This window comes from Pseudoalteromonas sp. 120-MNA-CIBAN-0494 (assembly GCF_040308885.1).
GTDB classification, from domain to species: domain Bacteria; phylum Pseudomonadota; class Gammaproteobacteria; order Enterobacterales; family Alteromonadaceae; genus Pseudoalteromonas; species Pseudoalteromonas nigrifaciens.
This window is the reverse complement of the sequence record NZ_JBEOOE010000047.1, coordinates 1-20,167: the sequence shown is the minus strand read 5'-3', so window position 1 is coordinate 20,167 and position 20,167 is coordinate 1. Positions and strand designations below refer to the sequence as shown.

Genomic DNA, 20,167 nt, shown 5'->3' with positions numbered 1-20,167 from the left:
CAGACGATACACCGCAAAACGATGCACCCGTTGATGACAAAAAAGCCGCTGTAGCCGCAGCCATTGCTCGCGCCAAAGCGAAAAAGGCCGCAAAAGCATTAGCAGACGCTGACAATACAACAGACGATACACCGCAAAACGATGCACCCGTTGATGACAAAAAAGCCGCTGTAGCCGCAGCCATTGCTCGCGCCAAAACGAAAAAGGCCGCAAAAGCATTAGCCGATGCTGAAAGTACAACTGATGATGCGCAAGTAACGAGCGCTGTTGAGAATAACGACGCCGCATCTAGTACTAAAGCCGACGAGCCTAAAGCGAACGATGACAAGAAAAAAGCCGCAGTAGCTGCTGCTATTGCTCGAGCAAAAGCCAAAAAGTCTCAAAAAGAAGGAAATGATCAGTCGTGAAATTAACCATGGCCAGTTCGCCTCACAGCCATAGCCATAAATCGTTAACCCGATTAATGCTTTGCGTTATTGCTGCGTGTATTCCTGGGCTAATTGCTCAGATCATCTTTTTTGGTACAGGTGTGCTTATTCAGCTCATATTAGCGCTGATTGCTGTAAGTGTATTTGAAGCTGCAGTAATGCTACTTCGCAAACGCCCCGTTTGGCCTGCGTTAAGTGATGGCAGCGCGTGGCTTAGCGCAGTACTACTTGCATTGAGCATTCCGCCATTAGCCCCTTGGTGGATAGTTATTATTGGCTGTTTATTTGCCATCGTTATAGTTAAGCAGCTCTATGGTGGTTTAGGGTTTAATTTATTTAACCCTGCTATGGCCGCTTATGTATTATTATTAATTTCGTTTCCGGTACAAATGACCGCGTGGATGCCAATTACCGAGTTATTAAATACTCCGATTGGTTTTACCGAGCAGCTTAGGGTTGTTTTTACCGACTTTACTGCCACCGGTTTTAGTTTAGATCAAGTACGTGCAGGTATAGATGGCATTACTATGGCAACCCCACTGGACACTATTAAAACAGATATTGCCCATGGTTTAACCGTAACCGAAAGCATGCAAAAGCCGATATTTAATGAGTGGGCTGGACATGGATGGGTGTGGGTTAACTTAGGCTTTTTAGCCGGTGGTTTATACCTTTTAAAAGAAAAAATAATTAACTGGCATATCCCAGTAAGTTTTATTGCAAGCTTAGCACTGTGCAGTGGCATAGGTTATATAGCAGCGCCCGGTACAGAGCCTGGTATAATATTTCATCTATTAAGTGGTGCCACTATGATGGCTGCATTTTTTATTGCTACCGATCCAGTGTCGGCTGCCACCACCAATAAAGGGCGCTTAATTTATGGCGCAGCTATTGGCTTATTAGTGTATTTAATTCGCACCTTTGGTGGCTTCCCTGATGCTGTTGCTTTTAGTGTATTACTGCTCAATATTGCTGTTCCCTTAATTGACTACTACACACAGCCGCGCACTTATGGCCACGGAGCAGCAAAATGATACTATCCTCTATGGCTAAAAACGGCGCTATTTTAACTGCTTTTGCATTAGTGACTACAGGGCTGGTTGCCTCTATTAATATGCTTACCGCCGATAAAATAGCAGAGCAAGAGCTATTGCACCTTACTTCACAATTACAAGAAGTGCTCGACCCGAGTACTTACGACAACGAGCTAACAACAGATTGCGTTATTATTTCAGATGAACGACTAGGCCCTTACGCTAATCAAATAGTTTACCGTGCCCGTAAAAACAATGAACCTGTAGCCCTTATTGTAAGGCACGTAACGCCAAGTGGTTACAGTGGTGATATTAACTTACTAACCGCGGTTTTAAGTGATGGTAATATTGCCGGTGTGCGTACCACTAAGCACGAAGAAACTCCAGGCCTAGGCGATAAAGTAGAAGTTAAAAAATCACCGTGGATCACTAGCTTTAAAACGTTAACTGTACAAAGCAGTAGCGATGCACGTTGGGCGGTTAAAAAAGACGGTGGCCAGTTTGATCAATTTACCGGTGCAACTATTACACCTCGCGCTGTGGTTGGCTCGGTAAAAAATGCCGTATTATTTGCTCAAAGTGAATTTGATGCTATTTTTGCAGCACCTAATGCCCAATGTGTAGAGGTAACTAAATGAGTGAATTAAAAACACTATATAAAGACGGTATGTGGGTCAACAACCCTGCCCTAGTACAGCTATTAGGCCTTTGCCCATTGCTTGCTGTTACGTCTACAGTTACTAACGCACTTGGCTTAGGGCTGGCTACACTGCTTGTTTTAGTAGGTTCTAACATTAGTGTATCAATAGTGCGAAACTGGGTACCTAAAGATATTCGTATACCGGTATTTGTCATGATTATTGCCGGCTTTGTAACTATAGTGCAGCTATTAATGAACGCTTATACCTATGGGCTTTATCAGTCGTTAGGTATTTTTATTCCGTTAATTGTTACTAACTGCGCCATTATTGGTCGCGCTGAAGCATACGCATCTAAAAACCCAGTTCACTTATCGGCGTTTGATGGGCTAATGATGGGTTTGGGCTTTATGATTGTGCTTGTTGTTTTAGGCGCAATGCGCGAGCTAATTGGGCAAGGCACTTTATTTGATGCCGCCGACTTGTTACTTGGCCCTTGGGCACAAAGCCTACGCATTGAAGTATTTAGCTTTGATAATCAATTTTTACTCGCAATTTTACCACCGGGTGCCTTTTTAGGTCTTGGGCTACTTATTGCCGCTAAAAATGTAATTGACGCACAAATAAAGTCAAAACAAGTTACCCCACCAGAGCCTGAAAAAGGCCCTCGTGCTCGTGTTACTAGCTTAACTTAAAGGAAAAGCGCACATTAATAAGGTGTGCGCTTAAGTAATATGAATAAAGAAAAACGCCACCAAATTCTTACTCGCTTACGCGACGATAACCCGCATCCAGAAACCGAGCTTGAATACTCAAGCCCGTTTGAGTTACTTGTCGCTGTAACGCTCTCAGCGCAAGCAACCGATGTAGGCGTTAACAAAGCTACTCGAAAGTTGTTCCCTGTGGCTAACACACCACAAGCCATTTTAGATTTAGGCCACGATACACTGCGAGATTATATAAAAACCATCGGCTTATTTAATTCTAAAGCCGCAAACGTTTATAAAATGTGCCAAATTTTGGTGGATGAACACAACAGCATAGTTCCCGAAAACCGAGAAGCACTAGAAGCCCTACCAGGCGTCGGCCGAAAAACCGCAAACGTAGTACTCAACACCGCGTTTGGCTGGCTAAAGGATAATGAAGGTAGATACTTTTTAGCAGTAGATACTCACATCCAACGTCTTGCAAACCGTTCGGGTTACGCTAAAGGTAAAACTGTTGAGCAGACAGAACAGGCCATAATTAAAAATACGCCAAATAAAAAAGAGTTTATGTTTAACCTCCATCATTGGTTTATTTTACATGGGCGCTATACGTGTACAGCGAGAAAACCAAAATGTGGAAGCTGTATAATCGAGGATTTGTGTGACTATAAAGAGAAAACTGAGTCATAGCTAAGAGTAGTTACTTTTTAGTTAGTATAAACCTTTTAACAGCCACATTTTTTAGTTTCCATTTAATAAGTTGGCTATTTGGTTCTCATATGAGCCTTTATTAGGCCAGCACCAGTTAAATTGAAAATTTGCGTTAACTTAAGAATAATTTGAATTTAAGCAAGGTGTTGCAATTAGATTATGATTTATTAATTAGAGCCCAGCTTAAACCTAAAATTTAAATACAGAATTCATTGGAAGCTATTTCTGGTTTGTGCCATTTCCGGACGTTCGTAACGCCTGCATAAAATGCGGAGAATGCTTGGCTAAAATAGCGAGGCACGAGCAAAAGCCAACTGTTTTTTGTTCGTTTAAGCAACTTATAGAAGAAATTTATACTGAGGTGTTTTTGAAAACGGTGTTTGTCAAACTAGTTGTCGCGATCACTACGTTATGCACTCTCAGCCTTGACACTATTTTGTTCAGGGTTTAAGTACACTTCTTTTGGTAAATCCCAATTACGGATATTACTGCTCCAGCGCTCAGGGTGAGCATCTTTAGCACCTTGATAAACTTCTTTTCTATTAGCCAATATGTCACCCGCTAATCCTGAATGCCTTTGATGTGGGCTGACGTATTTGATGCCACTATGTTTGTGGTTAAAATTATACCAGTGGCTAAATTTCAACACCCAACTACGCGCCTCATCAATTGTTGAAAACCCTTTATACGGATAATTTTATAGTGCGCGAAGGGCGGATCTTTCTGCTCCGACCACACTCATATGTATACTTTACACAGTTTTAACAAATTAGCTAAGATATTACTATCACTAAGTTTTCTATTATCTTTAAGCAGATCTAAATAGAACACTATACGCGCGTCGCACATATCCTTGAATATGTGCGAAAACAACGGGTTAACCACTTAATTAGCTGTTATTTTTTAGGCAAACGCATTCGTGCAACCGTATTATCAGATAAAACATAGTGGTGGAATAAGGCGGCGGCTGCATGTAGTCCAATCAAGTAATAGCCAACTTCCCCAGCGGTTTCATGCAGCTCTTTTATGGTTTTAGCTAAGTCTAAATCTTTACTGGCCAATGGCGGCAGCTCTAGACCAAAAAACGGAATTGGTTTGCCCGCCATGCTCAAAATTAACCATCCAGCAATAGGCATAGCAAACATGAACCCATACAAAATAACATGCACTAGTTTGGCCAGGTTATTTTGCCATTTAGCTGGCTGTGGTTTTATATCAGGAGCCGAACCACCTACTATGCGAGCAATTAGCCTAACGCTTACTAAGGCTAAAACCGATAAACCAAGCATAAAATGCCACATTTTAAAGGCATCTCGGGTTGCTGTTCCTTTGTCGAATAATTCGCGCAGTTCAATGCTTGCGTAAACAGCGACTATCAATATGAACATAAGCCAATGCAAAGCAATGGAGAGTGTATTGTAATGAGTTGTTGTATTTTTTAAATTCATAGTGCCCCTCGAAAAAATTAAACCTTATATTAATCGTATAAAGTTACTGACCATTTAGCTGTTTTAGAGCTTAAAAAAGTAGCCTACCCCACTACAAAGTAACCTATCATTACTAAGCATTTAGTGATCTAAAACATAAAATTTATATTTTAAAAAACATGAGTAAATATACTTGATAAGCACTTTCATTGTAAGTACGTAAAAAAATGGAGACACATAAAAATTAAATATGGGCTCCAAGAAAACCTTATAGAAAAAACATTTATAAACAATTTAATTAGTTCAAATGGTTGCAACTAGCAGCAGATGACCAACAAGGAGACGCCTCTAATTTGGGTCCCAAATTAACCAAGCCACTACAATACTGTTATTTGGCTGGAATATGGAAAATAATAGCCTAAGTATTTACTAGAAAAAGTCGAGAAACTGTTTACTGTAGTGGTCAATAAGATTTTAAGTTTCAAGGAAGCTTTTGTGAGAGATAAAGAGAAAATTGCGGTATTTATTGATGCAGATAACGCACCTGCTCAAAAGATAGATAAAGTGCTATCCGAGTTGGCGCGATATGGTGTAGTCAACATTCGTAAAGCATATGGAAATTGGAAAAATCAAAACCTGAAACCGTGGGAAGACGTGCTTCATGAATTTGCAATACAGCCGATGCAACAGTTCGATCTTACCAAAGGCAAGAATGCCACAGATATGGCATTAGTAATTGATGTTATGGATGTGCTGTATACTAAAGACATTGATGTTATTTGCCTGGTGTCGTCCGATTGTGATTTTACTCCCTTGGTAACTCGTTCTTTGGCTGATGGTAAATTTGTGATTGGTTTTGGTGAACGTAAAGCACCACTAGCTTTCGTTAATAGTTGTTCACTATTCCTCTATCTTGACGAAGATAGCGAAAAAGACCCTCCTATACAAAAACAAAAAAAGAACATAAAAAGTGACACCAAGTTAATTAATTTGCTTAGGCAAGCAATTGAGGCTGTCGAAGAAGACGATGGCTGGGCCATGTTAGGACCAATCGGTACACATATTTCAAATCACGCATCCTTTGACCAGCGTAATTATGGCTTTAAGAAGTTGAGTGATTTATTTCAAGCTATAGATTTGTTTGAGATGAAAAAAACAAATGGCTCAGTTTTATGGATTAGGGATAAAAAGAAAGCAAAACAACTTAACAAATCAAGGTAAGGCGCTTTATTAATATCCGCTTATGGCACTTAGCCAAACTTCGGCAAAGAGCGAGAAGCGGACAGTGAAAAAGTAAAAACAGTTGTTTATGTCAGCTTTTATAGAAAGCTGACATAAACATATATAGAAGTGTGACCAGTAATAGCAAACCAATTCAAGCAGCGTTAATATAAAATATGGTCATTCTGCTTTATTTTTAAATGTTGCTATTTTTCATCTAAATTAACAATATTGTCAGCACCAAACCACTCTCTAGCTTTAGCAATCACATTAGTATTGGGTTGATGAAAAAAAACAGCAAGATTGTCTTTAGCTCGAGTACAACAAACATAAAATATTTTTTCAGTTCGGTGGCGTACATTTTCATTGCCACTACCTTCGAAAAGGTAGTTAAAATTATAATGATTCCATTGGCCACTGTTTAAAACAACGAGCACATTTGGGTACTCTGAACCTTTGGTTTTATGTTGTGTTGAAAATGGAGTATAGCCTTCTAAGTATTGATATAGCTTTCTAAATTGTTGATAAGGTATTTGACAGACTTGTTGATAAACATAACTTCTAGATGTTTGAAAAATTTCTAATTTATCATCTTGATTAACAAGGTTAAGTTTGTCTGCAAGCTCTACTACATCCCCAATAGATCTATCTTCAACTTTAATCAATGCATTCATTGATTCCTCTAAGTTTTTTTTATCCGCAACAGATGTTATTAATAAATCCGTTAATCTTGAAAACTCATTAAATCGTCTTTTTTTATATAAATAAATACAATGCTCAATTTTAAATAGATGCTTGATTAGATCGTCTCTATTGGAGCTTAGTTTACTTAAATCATCAGCATTATTTTTCTTATTATCAAGTAACATATCTTTATCAATATAAAGGTGAGATATTTCATCATAAAACTGATTTAAAGCTAGTTGATAGGCTTCAGGGTAAGATTCTATATAAACCTGTTGGGTTTTCGGAGTGGGTGCAAGTAATTTAGTCACTGTTTTTTCAAAGCCACCTAATTCCGTATAAACTTGTTTAAATGTCTTATTTTCAGTCTCAATTTTTATGTCGTTATTTTTAATATAATCCTTAACTCGCTTAATAAATTCTAAAATTTTATCTTTATCATAAATGCGTATTAAATCACCAAACCCTGCTTTTCCTGCTATTAGATTGTGAGTTAAATTCAGCTCTTTAGTCTCAATTGAACTATCATAATCCCAAGCTAGGTGTTGACGAACTGCGTTTAAATCATCGTTATTGGAATATAGGAAAAGTGCACTCCCTTGTTTTACTGTACCATCTACATTCATATTAGGGGCATTAATATCTTCTGATGCCTTTTGCTTTAAACCGTCATTCCTTATTTTGTTAGCGAGATCTATAACAAGCTGAGGGCTCCGTCTGTTTTGGACTTTTTTTACCTCTATAACAGTTGGTGTAATCAGAGAATATTCTTTTAAATTATCAATGACTGAGAAGTGAATGTTCTGCTTGTTTGGTTCCTTTTTAAATGCAGTAATACGTTTAGTATATCGATTTAAATTCCCGACACTTCCTTCGTAAATTGACTGCATTGCATCACCAAAGAAACCAATTATGTTTCTTTTGGGAGATTGATTTAAATGCTCTAGTAACAGTTTTACTACGTTAGGATCTGTATCTTGATACTCATCAACAAGAATAAATGGATATGAATCTTTAGTTATAGTGCAGAGTTTTTCATATTTTTCATACATTTTGCAGGCAAGAATGATCACCTCATCATGAGAAATACAACCATCTTTAATCCTCAAGAACTCTTTATATTTAATATCACTATCAAGATTATCAAAAAAATCATTAGCAACATTTTCTCCATCGGGAGATTTTATCTTCGGTTGTTCATCATCATTCATTAATTCAATTAACGTATTCTTCAACTCACACTGAAAGTGCTTAATGTTACTCCATAAAAAGTCATGGATAGTCGAAACATGAAGGTGTTCGTGCTGAACACGCTCTTCAATTTCACTTACCGCTGAATTCGTATAGGTAATACAGGCTATTGATGCGGTTGGTGTTTCAACCAATATAGCTTTGAGTATTTCAACTAGAGAGTAGGTTTTACCACTACCAGCGCCGCCGCTTAAAAGAAAGCTATGCCCTTGTCTTATTAACTTAATGACTTGCTGGGATTCAGTCGTCAATTGGGATATATCTAATTTTTGCGTAGCCATAATAATCCTTCCTTGATATAGCTAGGGACTTGCCAATTACTAAATTCATTTACGCCAACTTTTTCGCTATTCAATAATATCTCAATCGCAAGAGTAGGCTTACTATTTACTGCCTTTACTGCAAAGTCATACGGACAAGCATCTTTATTGTTAACATAAAAATTAAAGTGTATCTTTGTTAATGAAGGAAAAGCATCAGCATCCGTACCTAATAGATCTTTATTCAAACTAAAGAAGGCATCTTCAAAGCTACGACCATGATAGCCATTCTCTTCTGTTTGGTATACCGTTAGGAAATAGCCATCATCGCTTTGAATCCATGAACCATCTAATTTGTTAAGCACTTTTTTTTCTAAAGATAAACCTTTATAGAAACTTAATTCATTTTTCTTAAAGAAGAACTTAAGTGAAGCATTGGAGATTTTATTAGCCTCAGGCTGAATAGGAGGTACAGGGGTTTGCTTTACTATTACATTGCCATTAGCATACCTTGTAGGGGTTACAGCATCATCTTCATAAACAATCTCTTCTTTGTAACTATCGATATCAGTAATAACTAATGATTTAATCCTAATGAAATCGATGAACTTTTCAAATGTTTGTGAATAAGCACCGACCTCAACCATTGAAATGTTTTGAGACAATAACGGAGTTTCGTCAGAGACACTAAACTCACGGTCAACCTTTTTCATCATAGCAGGGATTAATAACCTCTCAGTATCTCCTTCAATAAAAATGGCTTTATCTGCAAAAAATAGCTCTGAACGATTTAAAGTCAAATATTGTCTCAAGAACTTATAAGCTTTTTTCAGTTTAGTATCTTCAGCAGCATCATCTGATTTGTACTCATCTTGGAGTGATTTGAGATTTTTTGCTTTAACATCATAGGTTGAACTGCATTTACGTAAATACTTAATATCATCAAAATCACATTCAGAAACAATATGGGATGAATGTGTAGTAATGGCCGTTTGAAGTTGGATCGTTATGCCATCATCGCGTTCTCGATTACTTTTCAATAACGCTTTAATGTTTTTGATAAAGATATATTGCATTTGAGGGTGAGTGTGCGCTTCTGGTTCTTCTATGAAAAACAAATTTATTGCGGCAGGCTTTTCCTTTTGTGAGCGCCTAAACTTACCCATGACCATCTCAATGTCAAAGAGCATGCTTATCAAGTTCATATACCCTAAACCATTATAATGCTCTGGCAGATCATGAGTGTCATGTGAATACATCACTGTTGTATTTCCATCAAGTAAATCACGATGTTGCAGCGTTGATGCTACTTTTAGTTTTGTATCTGTGGGGGTGACACCGCCAAATAGATTCACTTTCTTAATTAACCCATCAAACATATCAGCATAAATTTTACTTAACTCATCATCAGTCTTTCGAAGGGTTTCTTTAAACTTATCGGAGGCATCTATTTGTTCATTTGATTCATCAGAACGCTTATATATCTTAGCCGTTTGACGGGATAAGGTCTTATCATTATCTTTATTGGTCACACTTCTTTTGGCACTAATAAAATCGAATGATAAAATATCATTAAGTTGAATATTTTCTTTTATAAGATCAATAAAAACAGCTTCATCGGTGAATAAAAGGCTTCTTTTTTCCACTGAACCAAAATAGTCGCTTAAATGCTCTTTAAGGAACAATTCAGGATTATCATCAAATCTTTTAGATTGTTCGATATAGTCGCCTTTAACTTTAAGAAGTTGTTCATAATCAATGTTGTATTCAAACTTAAGAACAATATTATTATCATTAGGGTCTAGGCTCATTATCAGTGAACGGACTTGTGAAAGATCGTCTTGCTCGGTGTACTCAATATATACTTTAAGCTCTATACCTAATGGTTGATAGCCATTTCCATCAGGAAATTTCTTACTACCAGACAGGTATTGAAGCAGCTCTTTTTTCAATTCAACATTAAAGTCATCTAATGTAATTACTTTACGACCTGATTGATTAAGAAATTTATCTAGCGCCGTTAATACAGAAGTTTTCCCTGTATTATTTTTACCAATAATAAGCGAAAGCTCATCTTCAAGATCTAAAGAAAAATCTTTTAGCAACCTGAAGTTTTTGATTTGAATTTTTGATATTTTCAATTTTAGTCCTTTATAGATCCCTCGCTTTTATTTCGAATTAGCTTGGGTTTCCCTTCATATATAGTGTGATTAATTATCCATCGAATTAGACCATATCACAATAATATTTTTTAAAGAAAACATATAGCTAATGGTTAAGCATGAACTTGATTTCACGCAGTAAAAAGCTCCTTGCGGGGCTTTCTAATCAAAGTAGGAAATGTTATCAGTGAGTTTTGTATTACTCCTACCATCATCTAACGTCCGCTCATGGCACAGAGCCGTCCTTCGGCTCTAACTCATTTCTGTCCATCGACGATTTATCAATATAACTCACCTTTGCCCCAAAACGAGTTTAGTCTAGAGTCGCAAATTAGCGAAAAGCGGATCTTCATCTATGTTAGCTTGAATATCTGCTAACTAAGTTTAAAACGAATAAACATTATTATTTTTAAACTAGTATAGGTTGTGATAAGCGTAGCGCATCCAACTTAAAAGAAATGTTGGAGTGAACTCCGTTCGTTCCAACCTACGCTGACTGGAGAACAAGAAGCCTTGCGGCTAGTATTGGACAATGTCGGAATAACGTATAGGATTACAGCGATGAAACAGGATATAGATAGAATTGTTTTTCACTCGGTAGGTGATATGTCTAGCGGTTACTACTTATCAAAATCTGAAAATATATTAAAAAATCAGATAGATAACATACAAGACATCAACAACGCTCTTGAGTTGTATAATATCAAACTATATTTTGATAACGGGGTTTATTTAAAGAAGTGGTCGGAACAAGAATTTGAATCATTCCAAGAGTCTGTAAAAAAGTTTAGTAAAATTTTAGGTGAGTATATATCTAAAATTAACAACGATAATTTTCAAGAACATTACAATAAACTTGCTACTTGCTATGTAGATTCATTTTGGGAAGTTATAAATAATTTTAAAGTGTTCAGAGCTATTTCAGGAGATAGAATAAAAGAATCCCTAAAACAAAACCCTCATGACATCAGAATCATATTAAAACATGAACTCTTGGTTAAAAAATATAACACTGTTCTTTGTGAGTTTCTCAAGGAATATGAAGACAGTGCGGAAATAATTCTAACCATCTATGAAATAAAAGATGATTTCAATACAAAGTTATACCTGCCCAGTAGCTTATCCGTTAAAGACAAAGAAACAATAATTTCAACCTATATAAACTCTGATCATTGTAATTATAACTATTTACCTATAATTCAAAATACTAGAAAGCATAATAATGATTTTTATATATCTGACCCTGTCAAATTAGCAGCAAAACGTAAATACCAAAGTGAAACACAAAAACTTTTTAACTCGAGTTCAAACCATCTTAGCTTTGGTGTTGCTATAAGTTTTCCAAGAAATAAGCTAGAAAACGTAACCGTTAAGCTGGAAGACAGAACGATACACTATGAGTACAGTATAGATTTTATTAAAAGCAATAGTAGCCCCTATGCACTATACAGCAATTTCAGAAACCTTTTTGAATATTTAGATATTCAACACAGAATCAATTTAATAAGTAAAGAAAGTCAACTTGGTATTTTTGAAAGGCACATGGGTGTTAGATCAAAAAATGAGTACATAACAGGAACATCATTTACCCAATCAGAAATGACATCTAACATACAAATATATTCATATTCTCGCGTCTTAAATGATTTGGGATATTCAATAGAAAATATTATTAAAATTGTTTTTAGTAAAATTTTCCCTGAACGGTACGGACTTTCTAGTAATGTTCATTTTGAAATACCGACTAAAGCATCATCAGCTTTAGAAAAAATCAGGGTAATAGCCCCTGAATTCGAATCTATTTTGAAACAGTACAAGCTATTTGTTGAAAACGGGGAAGTTGATTATGAATTATTACGAATCTCATCGGCACCAACACCAATCAAAAATATACCTAGCTTGAATGCAAACAAGTACATCTATGCCAACAGAAATAATCCTGAAGTTAACAAGTTAATGCATTTACTTTGCTCTGACCAAACGCTACTAACATACGTTGATCCATTTAAAGATAAAAAATATAAAAACTTTGTTGAATTATTGGCTAATGAATCGGAAATTTTGTTTTCAAATTATGAAGAGCATGACCTCTCAAGTTTAAATTATTTAATTTCAAATGAATGCATTTTCATAGATGAAAACAACTACATAAAGATAAAAAACTTAGGGCGAATTTTCATAATAAAGGACTTATTTCACAATTACACAGCTTCTTTTTATAGATATACACCTGAATTACAAGCGGAAGCGCAAAAAATGCATGAAGAAAGTTTATTGTATTTTGGAAGCACTCTATTTTCAGAGCCTGAGCAAAATTATTTAAATTACTATCTAAATAAAAGCGATTTTACTAATGGGTTAGACATCAGAAATAGTTATCTACATGGGACACAGGCCAACCATTCAGAAGTCGATACTCATGAAAACTTATATTTAATCTACTTAAAGTTAATTGTTTTAGTCACTATGAAGATCGAAGATGATTTATTTCTTTCCGAAAAAAACAAAACAACGCAAAACTGATATCTTTTGTCACACTATTAAACGCACGTTTAATAGTGTGATAATAAAAAATAAATAACAAATAGGGGAAACCTCAGGGTCAGGTCTTGTTTATTGCTTTTTATTGAACTTGTTTTATTTATATAGCTCGCATAGGTTGGAACGAACGAAGTGAATCCCAACATTTATTTTAATATGCCACAATGTTGGGTGCGCCAACTATACAGTATACGAACTGTTTAAACATCAGCTTTTCCGCAGCCAACCGACGTTCAAAATTTAAAAGCCAAGATCCGCTATTAGCACAGAACCGCCTTCCGGTTCTAACTCATTTCTGTCCATCGACGATTTATCAATATAACTCACCTTTGCCCCTTTTCGAGTTAGCAAATTGCATATTTTGCAAATTGGTTTTGCCCCATTCCGAGTTAGATTTACCGCACAGTAAAGTACAACACTCACCAAACTGTACCTTATTTTAAACAAGCACCTAGGCAACAATGATGAAGGTGTTTACTGCTAAATACAGAACTTAAAAACTGCACTTATTAAGTATATAACCCCTCTAACCCAGGCAGATCAAAAAACTGAGAGGGTTTACCGTTTTTTACTTGATGTTGATAGTTTAGACGATTGCTGCTGGTAACTAATATACAGTGCTTTTTTGCTCTAGTAATACCAACAAAATGTAGATTCAGCTCTTGCTCCCAGTTGTCGTAATGAACATCCCATGACCCTTGAACAACACGCCTTTTGGGGTGTACCCAGTCATAAAGATCTAAATGATAAACCACATCAAATTCCAGTCCTTTGGATTTGTGAAGAGTCATTACTTGTACTTCATTTTCGTTAATTGGCATGTAATGTTTTAGTAGTTTGCTATCAACACAAATATTATGAATTAGCTCTTTATCTGAATCTGAAACGACACAATCAAAAATACCTTCAGAAATCTTAATAATCGATTCTGCCAACTCTCCATATTCTTTACCTATTACATCAAAAATCAATCTCCGAAGATTAACGACCTGTTGCTCTTGAACTCTTATGTACCGATCAACCGTTTCGATTACATCGTTAATTCTATAATCTTCATTAAGACGATACCGTAATAAACTTGCATACAAGTTAGTGATACGAGTATTTCTTACAGCCAATGGATCTTCATCAAAAATTCTAAAAGGAACTTTTAGCTTTTGCTCTAGAAATTCCAGAGATATATTGTTTCTAACTAGAATACCTATTTTTGAATAAGAGTCTGTTATACCTTTTTCGATAATACCTTGGATAGAGTCACTAACTTGTTCAGACACATTAAGCTGAGTACCTTGATAACTCCATCTATGAACTCTTATTTCATCAGTAGAAATTAAATCGCAAGTTGGATTAAACAATCTGTTTGAATAGTTGGTAATTGAAGGGTGGCACCTGTGGTTTATATTAACTATGTGGTGTTCAAAGACATCAGGCTGCGCAGTTAAACTTGTAATATATTCTGGGTTACTTCCTCGCCACGCATAAATTGACTGCTGTGTATCCCCAACTGCAACACCTGTTAAACCTAGATCTATTAATTTTAAAAATAACATATGTTGAGGTTCAGATGAATCCTGATACTCATCAACATAAAGAGAAGAATACTTTGCTCGAAAGTAATTTTGGCAGGCTAATGAGGTATTTAGAATATGGTTAGCCATTACGCCTAACAGCTCAAGTAAAACATACCCATTTTCATATAAAATCTTAATATCTTGTTCAAATGTTGAATAAATGTCAGTTTTGATGTCACCAGAGTATCCAGAAATGGTAGGAATTTGCTCTTTTAAATTTTGAGGAACTTCATCGAATAATTTGCACTCTACAGCCGAAGAAGAGTGACCAATCAACCGTGCACCAAATGGGTAAATTATTTCACTTAAACAAAAATGATCAATGGTCCCGAAATAACTAGCCTTTAAATCGCACGCACCTTTTTTGCACCGTTGTTTTAATTCTTTGCTGGCCTTTACCGTAAACGTAATACCAATCACGCCCTTATAGTCAGGGAGCGATTGGACTTCATTTCTTATTTTCTCTACGACAACAGTTGTTTTACCGCTTCCTGGGCAAGCAGTAATAACCATATTCGCTCTTGAAGCTATAGCAGCGTCTTGATCAGGGGTAAATTTAAAATCAGCCATACTAAGCTATTGCCCTAGCTACTGCGAATGCTAAGGGCTTTGCCAGTTCACCACTGACCAACTTGGCAAACGCGCCTCTATTTTGTGAAATAAACTCTCGCATTCTAATCGCTTTTTTACCTTGCAAATACTTGATGGCATCTACTACGTCCTCTTTATCTGCGAAAGCTAAAAGCTCGGCTTTCAACTCAAGTGCAATATCATTCTCAAGGTCTATTTTTGATAAGAACATACCATTTGGATTTACTTGGTTAGAAGCATTTTGCCAAGCACCATTATCAACAAGGTCTTGTGATGTAGTATTCGCCGGATAATATGGAGCATTGGGTAAACCCTTTAGAGAAAAACAGCGATTAAACCCTACAGCTCTTTTATCTGTTCTCCCCCTCGTTCCAGAAACGTCATTGTCCGTTCTCAGCACCCAAGGGATTTCCATTGCATCAAGTATCTGGCAATAAACTTTAAATTGAATACCATCAACACATAAGATTGTTATGTTGTAAAAATCTAAATCAAACCCTAATTGGATCGCTAGCTCTTCATAAAACAATTTTTCAGAAGGTCCTTCTACAAGAAATACGCAACTAGCAAAAAAAGCTTCTGCCGGAAGTATGCTCATTCTATACCCCAACTCATCCCATGCATCTGAAATACAATCGGAGCAGCCACCTTTTGCTGCTTTAGAGCCTTCAGCTGTTGAGAAGAGCCGTATAATAGAGTCAGGTTTATAACGTTCAGTTATTTGTGGAGAATGACTGGTGATAATTGTCTGGCCTGGTAATTCATGTATTAAGTAGTCAGCCAGTTTACGTTGTTGATGCGGGTGTAGGTGAGCTTCAGGTTCTTCTACACAATAGAATGTTACTTCATGTTCAGGGTCAAACTCTCTTTGACTTTTTGCCTTCCATAATGCTAACAATATCTGGTTATTTCTCCCATCACCCCCTAGCATTATTTTAGATCCTGAAGTTGAAGCTCCAAGCTCCAAATTATCAATGAACTGATTAACTTTAATGGCTCCTGTATCTAAGTGGACACTATAATCGCCATTTGTATATGATAACTTTTTTAATTCTTCATTAACTACAGATGTTGCGTCTTTAACGTAATTTAGCCCAGCTACTTTATCGTTCACTTGATTTAACTGCCCAGAAATTACATTCATTTCTGCTTGATCGGCAGCCAGGTCAGCCGCTTTAAGATTATCCAGAGATTGCTTTAGAAGTTTTTTCTTTTCTATATTAATGAACTTTTCGAGGTCTCTTCTAGAGCGAACATATCTTAGATTTAAACGCTTTAAATAAAATCTGGATTGGACTAATTCTAACTCGCCTTCTGAACAACCTATGAATATTTGGCAATCCAGTGTTGCTCTATCAGCGACCATTGAAATTACACATTTCCCATCGTCACTCACATGCCCTTTTAAAATAGATAAAACAGCATCCTCTGTGACTTCTGAAAAATATATATTTATTATAAAGGTATCTGGTTGTTCGCCATTCCTGTTGATATAAAAATCAGTTAGTTCAGGTTCTATATCACGGTCTGATAGAGACTTATCCAGCAACAAGCGCAAAGCATAAAGTAAGTTTGTTTTACCAACGTCGTTACTGCCAATCATCAAAGTTCTATCATTAAAACTCACTGATGCGGCTTTAAAATTTCTAAAACCATTGAGGTTTACTTTTTCGATTTTCAAACTATCCTCCTTGCGACTTTTTCTTCATCATACACTGTAAGCTATTCTGCATTGCTACATAAAACGACTAAAGGGCCGCATTGAATTGATTGTACATTATTGTTGGCTAGTAATGGCTGATCATTAAAGTTCATTTATCTTGATTGCAAGGAAACAGAGGGAACCTTACATTTAACTCACTTTTTAACTTTTATAAGCATGCTCTAACTTGTTTCTGTCCATAAAAATGAGTTAACGCAAATACCCTATAGGTCGGCTTTGAGCGAGAAGCAGACGGTCAGATAAACTCGTTTTTGGACAATTATAAGTTAGTGCCGACAGGCGGTTCTGTGCCAAAAGCAGCCCTTGAGTGACTTAGTGATAAAGGCTGCAATGATACGATTGCTGACATTTCACTATTTCTTTTTATGCCTTCTCATTGCCATTAATAGACTGTCATTTAGCTATCGCAACAACTTTGACCTTCTTGAATTGGCGGGCATTTCACTGTTCCATAAGAGCAATATACGCAACAATCGCCTTTCAAAGGCTTTAGGAGAACTTTGCAAGATTCACATTCATAATACCACTGGCAAGCGTTGATTGGCATTTCTTCAGTTTTACTGAAGCCACACTCAGGGCAAGTAATGGTAGAATTTAACTCTATACTTTGCATGTTTGCTCCTTCAAAGGTTTAACAATGTCTAATACGGACATTACAATCATCAAACAAATACCTACATAAAACAAATAAGTGCTCCATTCGTATTGCCATAGTGGATAGAGGGTTAACAAAACCGCTATAGGGCCAATAACCCCAAGAATACCTCTCGCATGATTTTGGTTTTTATACCAGTTATACAAATTTACCAACAATGCCAGAGTTGCAAATATAGGTAACAAGGTATTTACAGCAATTCCCTCAAAGTGAGAGAGAAAGCCTAATCCTAATGCTGATGCTAACGAGCCGAGTGCGGGGAAGCACCCCGTACAACTAAGAGCCGCAAGCCAAACACCACCTGAGCTAACTTTATCTAAAATCTTATTAATCATTTTTAACGTCTAACATTATTTGAATGATTTGAGTATGAACTCCGTAGGTAGGTACGGAGTCAATACTATTTTAGCGAATCGATTATTGGGCAGTGGGATTGATCGTTATTGTTGCGGCATGAATTAGTCATTTCTTTTATGACGACTTCTAAGCGTTGAAGGTCAGCTATCTTATTTTGAATTACGTTCAATTTCAGCAAGCCTAGGGATTCTACTTTGGCACAATCGCCATCCATTGACATCAATGAAGCCACTTCTTTTAGAGTAAAGCCAAGTGCTTTGGCCTTACAGATGAATTGTAATTGTTTGGTGATTGAGTCGTCATAGACACGATAACCATTTTGAGGTTTTTGAGGCTGTTTTATCAAGCCTTCCCGCTCATAAAACCGTATAGTTTCTACGCCTATATCAAGTTCTTTAGCCAACTTGCCTATTGTTTTCATCGTCCAACCATAAAATCAACTTTAATCATGACATTAGTATATCAATACGAAGTAAAATTGCTCGAACTACAATGACTGGTTTTCGCTCTTTTGAGGCATTCGCCTCAACACGTTTTGGGGCAAAGGTGAGTTATATTGATAAATCGTCGATGGACAAAAACGTTTTAGAGTATTCATCGCATTGAGCGGCGAACGAAAAGCCCGATTGACACATGAGCAAAGTAATAAGTAGCCATGCCAACCTACGCAGTTTTGATGTGCAATTAAAAATTGGCATTTTCTTATCAACTTTGCGCATTAAGCGCTCGCTGTCTTTCATTTCCAGCATCTTCGAGGATCATTTTTGCCCCGCGCAACACAACGCACGAAACTATCACACCGATAACCAGATCAGGCCATCGAGAATCGAGCCAAAACACCAAAGCGCCAGCAGAGATAACACCTAAGTTGGCAATCACATCGTTGGCTGAAAATATCCAGCTTGCCCGCATATGCACTTCTTCATTTCTTTGTTTGCGTATGATCACAAGACAAATGACATTAGCAACCAGTGCAACTGCCCCCATAGCCATCATTAGTCCCGATACAGGTTCGCTACCGTAAATTGACCGTCTTACAATATCAATGATAATCAACACACCCAGTGCCATCTGAAAAAAGCCGCTAATTCTAGCCGCATTGGCTTTGTGCAATAGCGATTTACCAATAGCATAAAGGGCAACACCATAGACAACTGCGTCGGCGAGCATATCAAGTGAATCGGCTATTAATGCGGTTGAATTAGCAAGCAACCCGATCCCCATTTCTATAACAAACATTGTCGCGTTTATTCCCAAAAGCCAATACAAAACCTGTCGTTGAGACTGGTCTTTTATTTCAACTTCGCACCCACATCCGCTCATTAGAAACACACTCTTTACTGATGAATAGTATGAGTATAAAGTCTATACTTGGTATAGAGTCAACGGTTAGGAGAAAAAAATGAAAATTGGTGATGTCGCAAAGACGACAGGTTGTAGTATTCAGACCATTCGTTTTTATGAAAAGAAGGGGCTCTTGCCTGAGCTTAAGCGCTCAAGTGGAAATTATCGTGTCTACGACAAGGGGACTATTGAACAACTCCTGTTTATCAAACAGTGTCGTTCATTAGATATGTCTATCATGGAAGTAAAAACGCTAATGGACAGTCGTTCGAGGCCAGATCAGAGCTGTTCAAATATCAATACGTTAATAGCTAAGCATTTATCAGACGTCATTATTCGCATTGAAGAGCTAAACGTATTAAAGTCATCACTCGAAAATATGGCGTCATCGTGTGACCAAGACAAAACCATTAGGGACTGTGGTATTTTAAATTATTTACACACTTAAAATTGTAAGAAGAACACAATTTCACTGTGCGCGCTCACCTTAACTTGTATCTATCGGCTAACATTCGTCATTTGTGTAGATTTATAAGGCAAAAATCAATAGCCTGAACTTTTGATACTGAGTCAGCCATGCATATTCATATGTGGCCCTACAAAGCGATTTACATCGGAATCAGTCCTGATAATGATGTTCATGCACATCATGCTGTCCAAATTTGCAATCAAGTCCTAATTGCTCAGCCCAGCTCCTGATGATAGACCTGTAATATGAATAGCTTATTGGTTGATTGGAGCGGCGTATACTCCGAAACAAATAATCACTGGGTTGCAATTTAACTGTAAGCGCGCATTTAAGCAGTGCGCTTAGCTATAATCGAAGTCTAGCTGCACATTCCACGGCATTAGGTCGGTAAAA

17 protein-coding genes and 1 pseudogene are annotated in these 20,167 nt (G+C 36.9%); 8 read left to right on the top strand and 10 right to left on the bottom strand.

The window, feature by feature from the left end; all coding sequences use genetic code 11:
* From AAEY55_RS16980 to nth, 5 genes and pseudogenes are all read left to right on the top strand, one after another.
* Positions 1-407, top strand: a pseudogene (locus tag AAEY55_RS16980) (electron transport complex subunit RsxC); the annotation flags it as partial.
* A complete protein-coding gene (gene rsxD / locus AAEY55_RS16975; RefSeq protein WP_041454387.1) occupies positions 404-1,462 on the top strand; it encodes an electron transport complex subunit RsxD in 1,059 nt (352 codons plus the stop codon). The pseudogene AAEY55_RS16980 and the gene rsxD, both read left to right, overlap by 4 nt.
* A complete protein-coding gene (gene rsxG, locus AAEY55_RS16970) occupies positions 1,459-2,100 on the top strand; it encodes an electron transport complex subunit RsxG (protein ID WP_089367997.1) in 642 nt (213 codons plus the stop codon). Before rsxD ends, rsxG begins: the two co-directional genes overlap by 4 nt.
* Positions 2,097-2,795, top strand: coding sequence for an electron transport complex subunit E (locus tag AAEY55_RS16965; RefSeq protein ID WP_089367996.1), 699 nt, complete (start codon positions 2,097-2,099; stop codon positions 2,793-2,795). The genes rsxG and AAEY55_RS16965 overlap by 4 nt, the downstream gene beginning before the upstream one ends.
* Positions 2,796-2,834: 39 nt before the next feature.
* Positions 2,835-3,497 (top strand): endonuclease III, encoded by a 663-nt coding sequence (gene nth / locus AAEY55_RS16960; protein WP_089367995.1) that lies wholly within the window; start codon positions 2,835-2,837, stop codon positions 3,495-3,497.
* 430 nt (positions 3,498-3,927) lie between these two features.
* Here nth and AAEY55_RS16955 read toward each other — a convergent pair whose 3' ends face one another.
* The gene (locus AAEY55_RS16955) at positions 3,928-4,068 is read right to left on the bottom strand and encodes a hypothetical protein (RefSeq protein ID WP_350552362.1); all 141 of its coding nucleotides are present in this window, start codon (positions 4,066-4,068) and stop codon (positions 3,928-3,930) included.
* Between the two features lie 346 nt (positions 4,069-4,414).
* A complete protein-coding gene (locus tag AAEY55_RS16950; protein WP_010555485.1) occupies positions 4,415-4,966 on the bottom strand; it encodes a cytochrome b in 552 nt (183 codons plus the stop codon).
* 474 nt (positions 4,967-5,440) lie between these two features.
* Between AAEY55_RS16950 and AAEY55_RS16945 the strand changes: the two genes are divergently transcribed.
* Positions 5,441-6,166: an NYN domain-containing protein gene (locus tag AAEY55_RS16945; RefSeq protein WP_010555486.1), complete on the top strand. Its 726-nt coding sequence runs from the start codon at positions 5,441-5,443 to the stop codon at positions 6,164-6,166.
* 206 nt (positions 6,167-6,372) lie between these two features.
* Here AAEY55_RS16945 and AAEY55_RS16940 read toward each other — a convergent pair whose 3' ends face one another.
* Positions 6,373-8,382: a UvrD-helicase domain-containing protein gene (locus AAEY55_RS16940; protein WP_350552358.1), complete on the bottom strand. Its 2,010-nt coding sequence runs from the start codon at positions 8,380-8,382 to the stop codon at positions 6,373-6,375.
* Complete coding sequence (locus tag AAEY55_RS16935; protein WP_350552355.1) at positions 8,364-10,502, bottom strand: ATP-dependent endonuclease; 2,139 nt, start codon at positions 10,500-10,502, stop codon at positions 8,364-8,366. The genes AAEY55_RS16940 and AAEY55_RS16935 overlap by 19 nt, the downstream gene beginning before the upstream one ends.
* Positions 10,503-11,084: 582 nt before the next feature.
* Here AAEY55_RS16935 and AAEY55_RS16930 point away from each other — a divergent pair.
* Positions 11,085-13,046: a hypothetical protein gene (locus tag AAEY55_RS16930; protein WP_350552352.1), complete on the top strand. Its 1,962-nt coding sequence runs from the start codon at positions 11,085-11,087 to the stop codon at positions 13,044-13,046.
* A gap of 527 nt (positions 13,047-13,573) precedes the next feature.
* Here the strand turns inward: AAEY55_RS16930 and AAEY55_RS16925 are convergent.
* The 6 genes from AAEY55_RS16925 to AAEY55_RS16900 form a co-directional block, all read right to left on the bottom strand.
* On the bottom strand, positions 13,574-15,205 hold the full coding sequence (locus AAEY55_RS16925) for a UvrD-helicase domain-containing protein (RefSeq protein WP_149980945.1): 1,632 nt from the start codon (positions 15,203-15,205) through the stop codon (positions 13,574-13,576).
* A gap of 1 nt (position 15,206) precedes the next feature.
* Complete coding sequence (locus AAEY55_RS16920) at positions 15,207-16,907, bottom strand: ATP-dependent endonuclease (RefSeq protein ID WP_149980944.1); 1,701 nt, start codon at positions 16,905-16,907, stop codon at positions 15,207-15,209.
* Positions 16,908-17,346: 439 nt separating this feature from the next.
* The gene (locus AAEY55_RS16915; RefSeq protein ID WP_089367994.1) at positions 17,347-17,562 is read right to left on the bottom strand and encodes a GDCCVxC domain-containing (seleno)protein; all 216 of its coding nucleotides are present in this window, start codon (positions 17,560-17,562) and stop codon (positions 17,347-17,349) included.
* Entirely contained in the window at positions 17,550-17,939 is a 390-nt protein-coding gene (gene merC / locus AAEY55_RS16910) for an organomercurial transporter MerC (protein WP_024601094.1), read from the bottom strand. Before merC ends, AAEY55_RS16915 begins: the two co-directional genes overlap by 13 nt.
* Before the next feature lie 65 nt (positions 17,940-18,004).
* Positions 18,005-18,382, bottom strand: coding sequence for a MerR family transcriptional regulator (locus AAEY55_RS16905; protein ID WP_010557530.1), 378 nt, complete (start codon positions 18,380-18,382; stop codon positions 18,005-18,007).
* A 284-nt stretch (positions 18,383-18,666) separates the two neighbouring features.
* Positions 18,667-19,284 carry a cation transporter gene (locus AAEY55_RS16900; RefSeq protein WP_089367993.1) on the bottom strand — a complete coding sequence of 206 codons (618 nt, stop codon included), beginning with the start codon at positions 19,282-19,284 and terminating at the stop codon, positions 18,667-18,669.
* 79 nt (positions 19,285-19,363) lie between these two features.
* On the opposite strand from AAEY55_RS16900, the gene cadR reads away from it, so the two are divergent.
* On the top strand, positions 19,364-19,753 hold the full coding sequence (cadR, locus tag AAEY55_RS16895; protein WP_024606396.1) for a Cd(II)/Pb(II)-responsive transcriptional regulator: 390 nt from the start codon (positions 19,364-19,366) through the stop codon (positions 19,751-19,753).
* Positions 19,754-20,167: the final 414 nt, after the last annotated feature.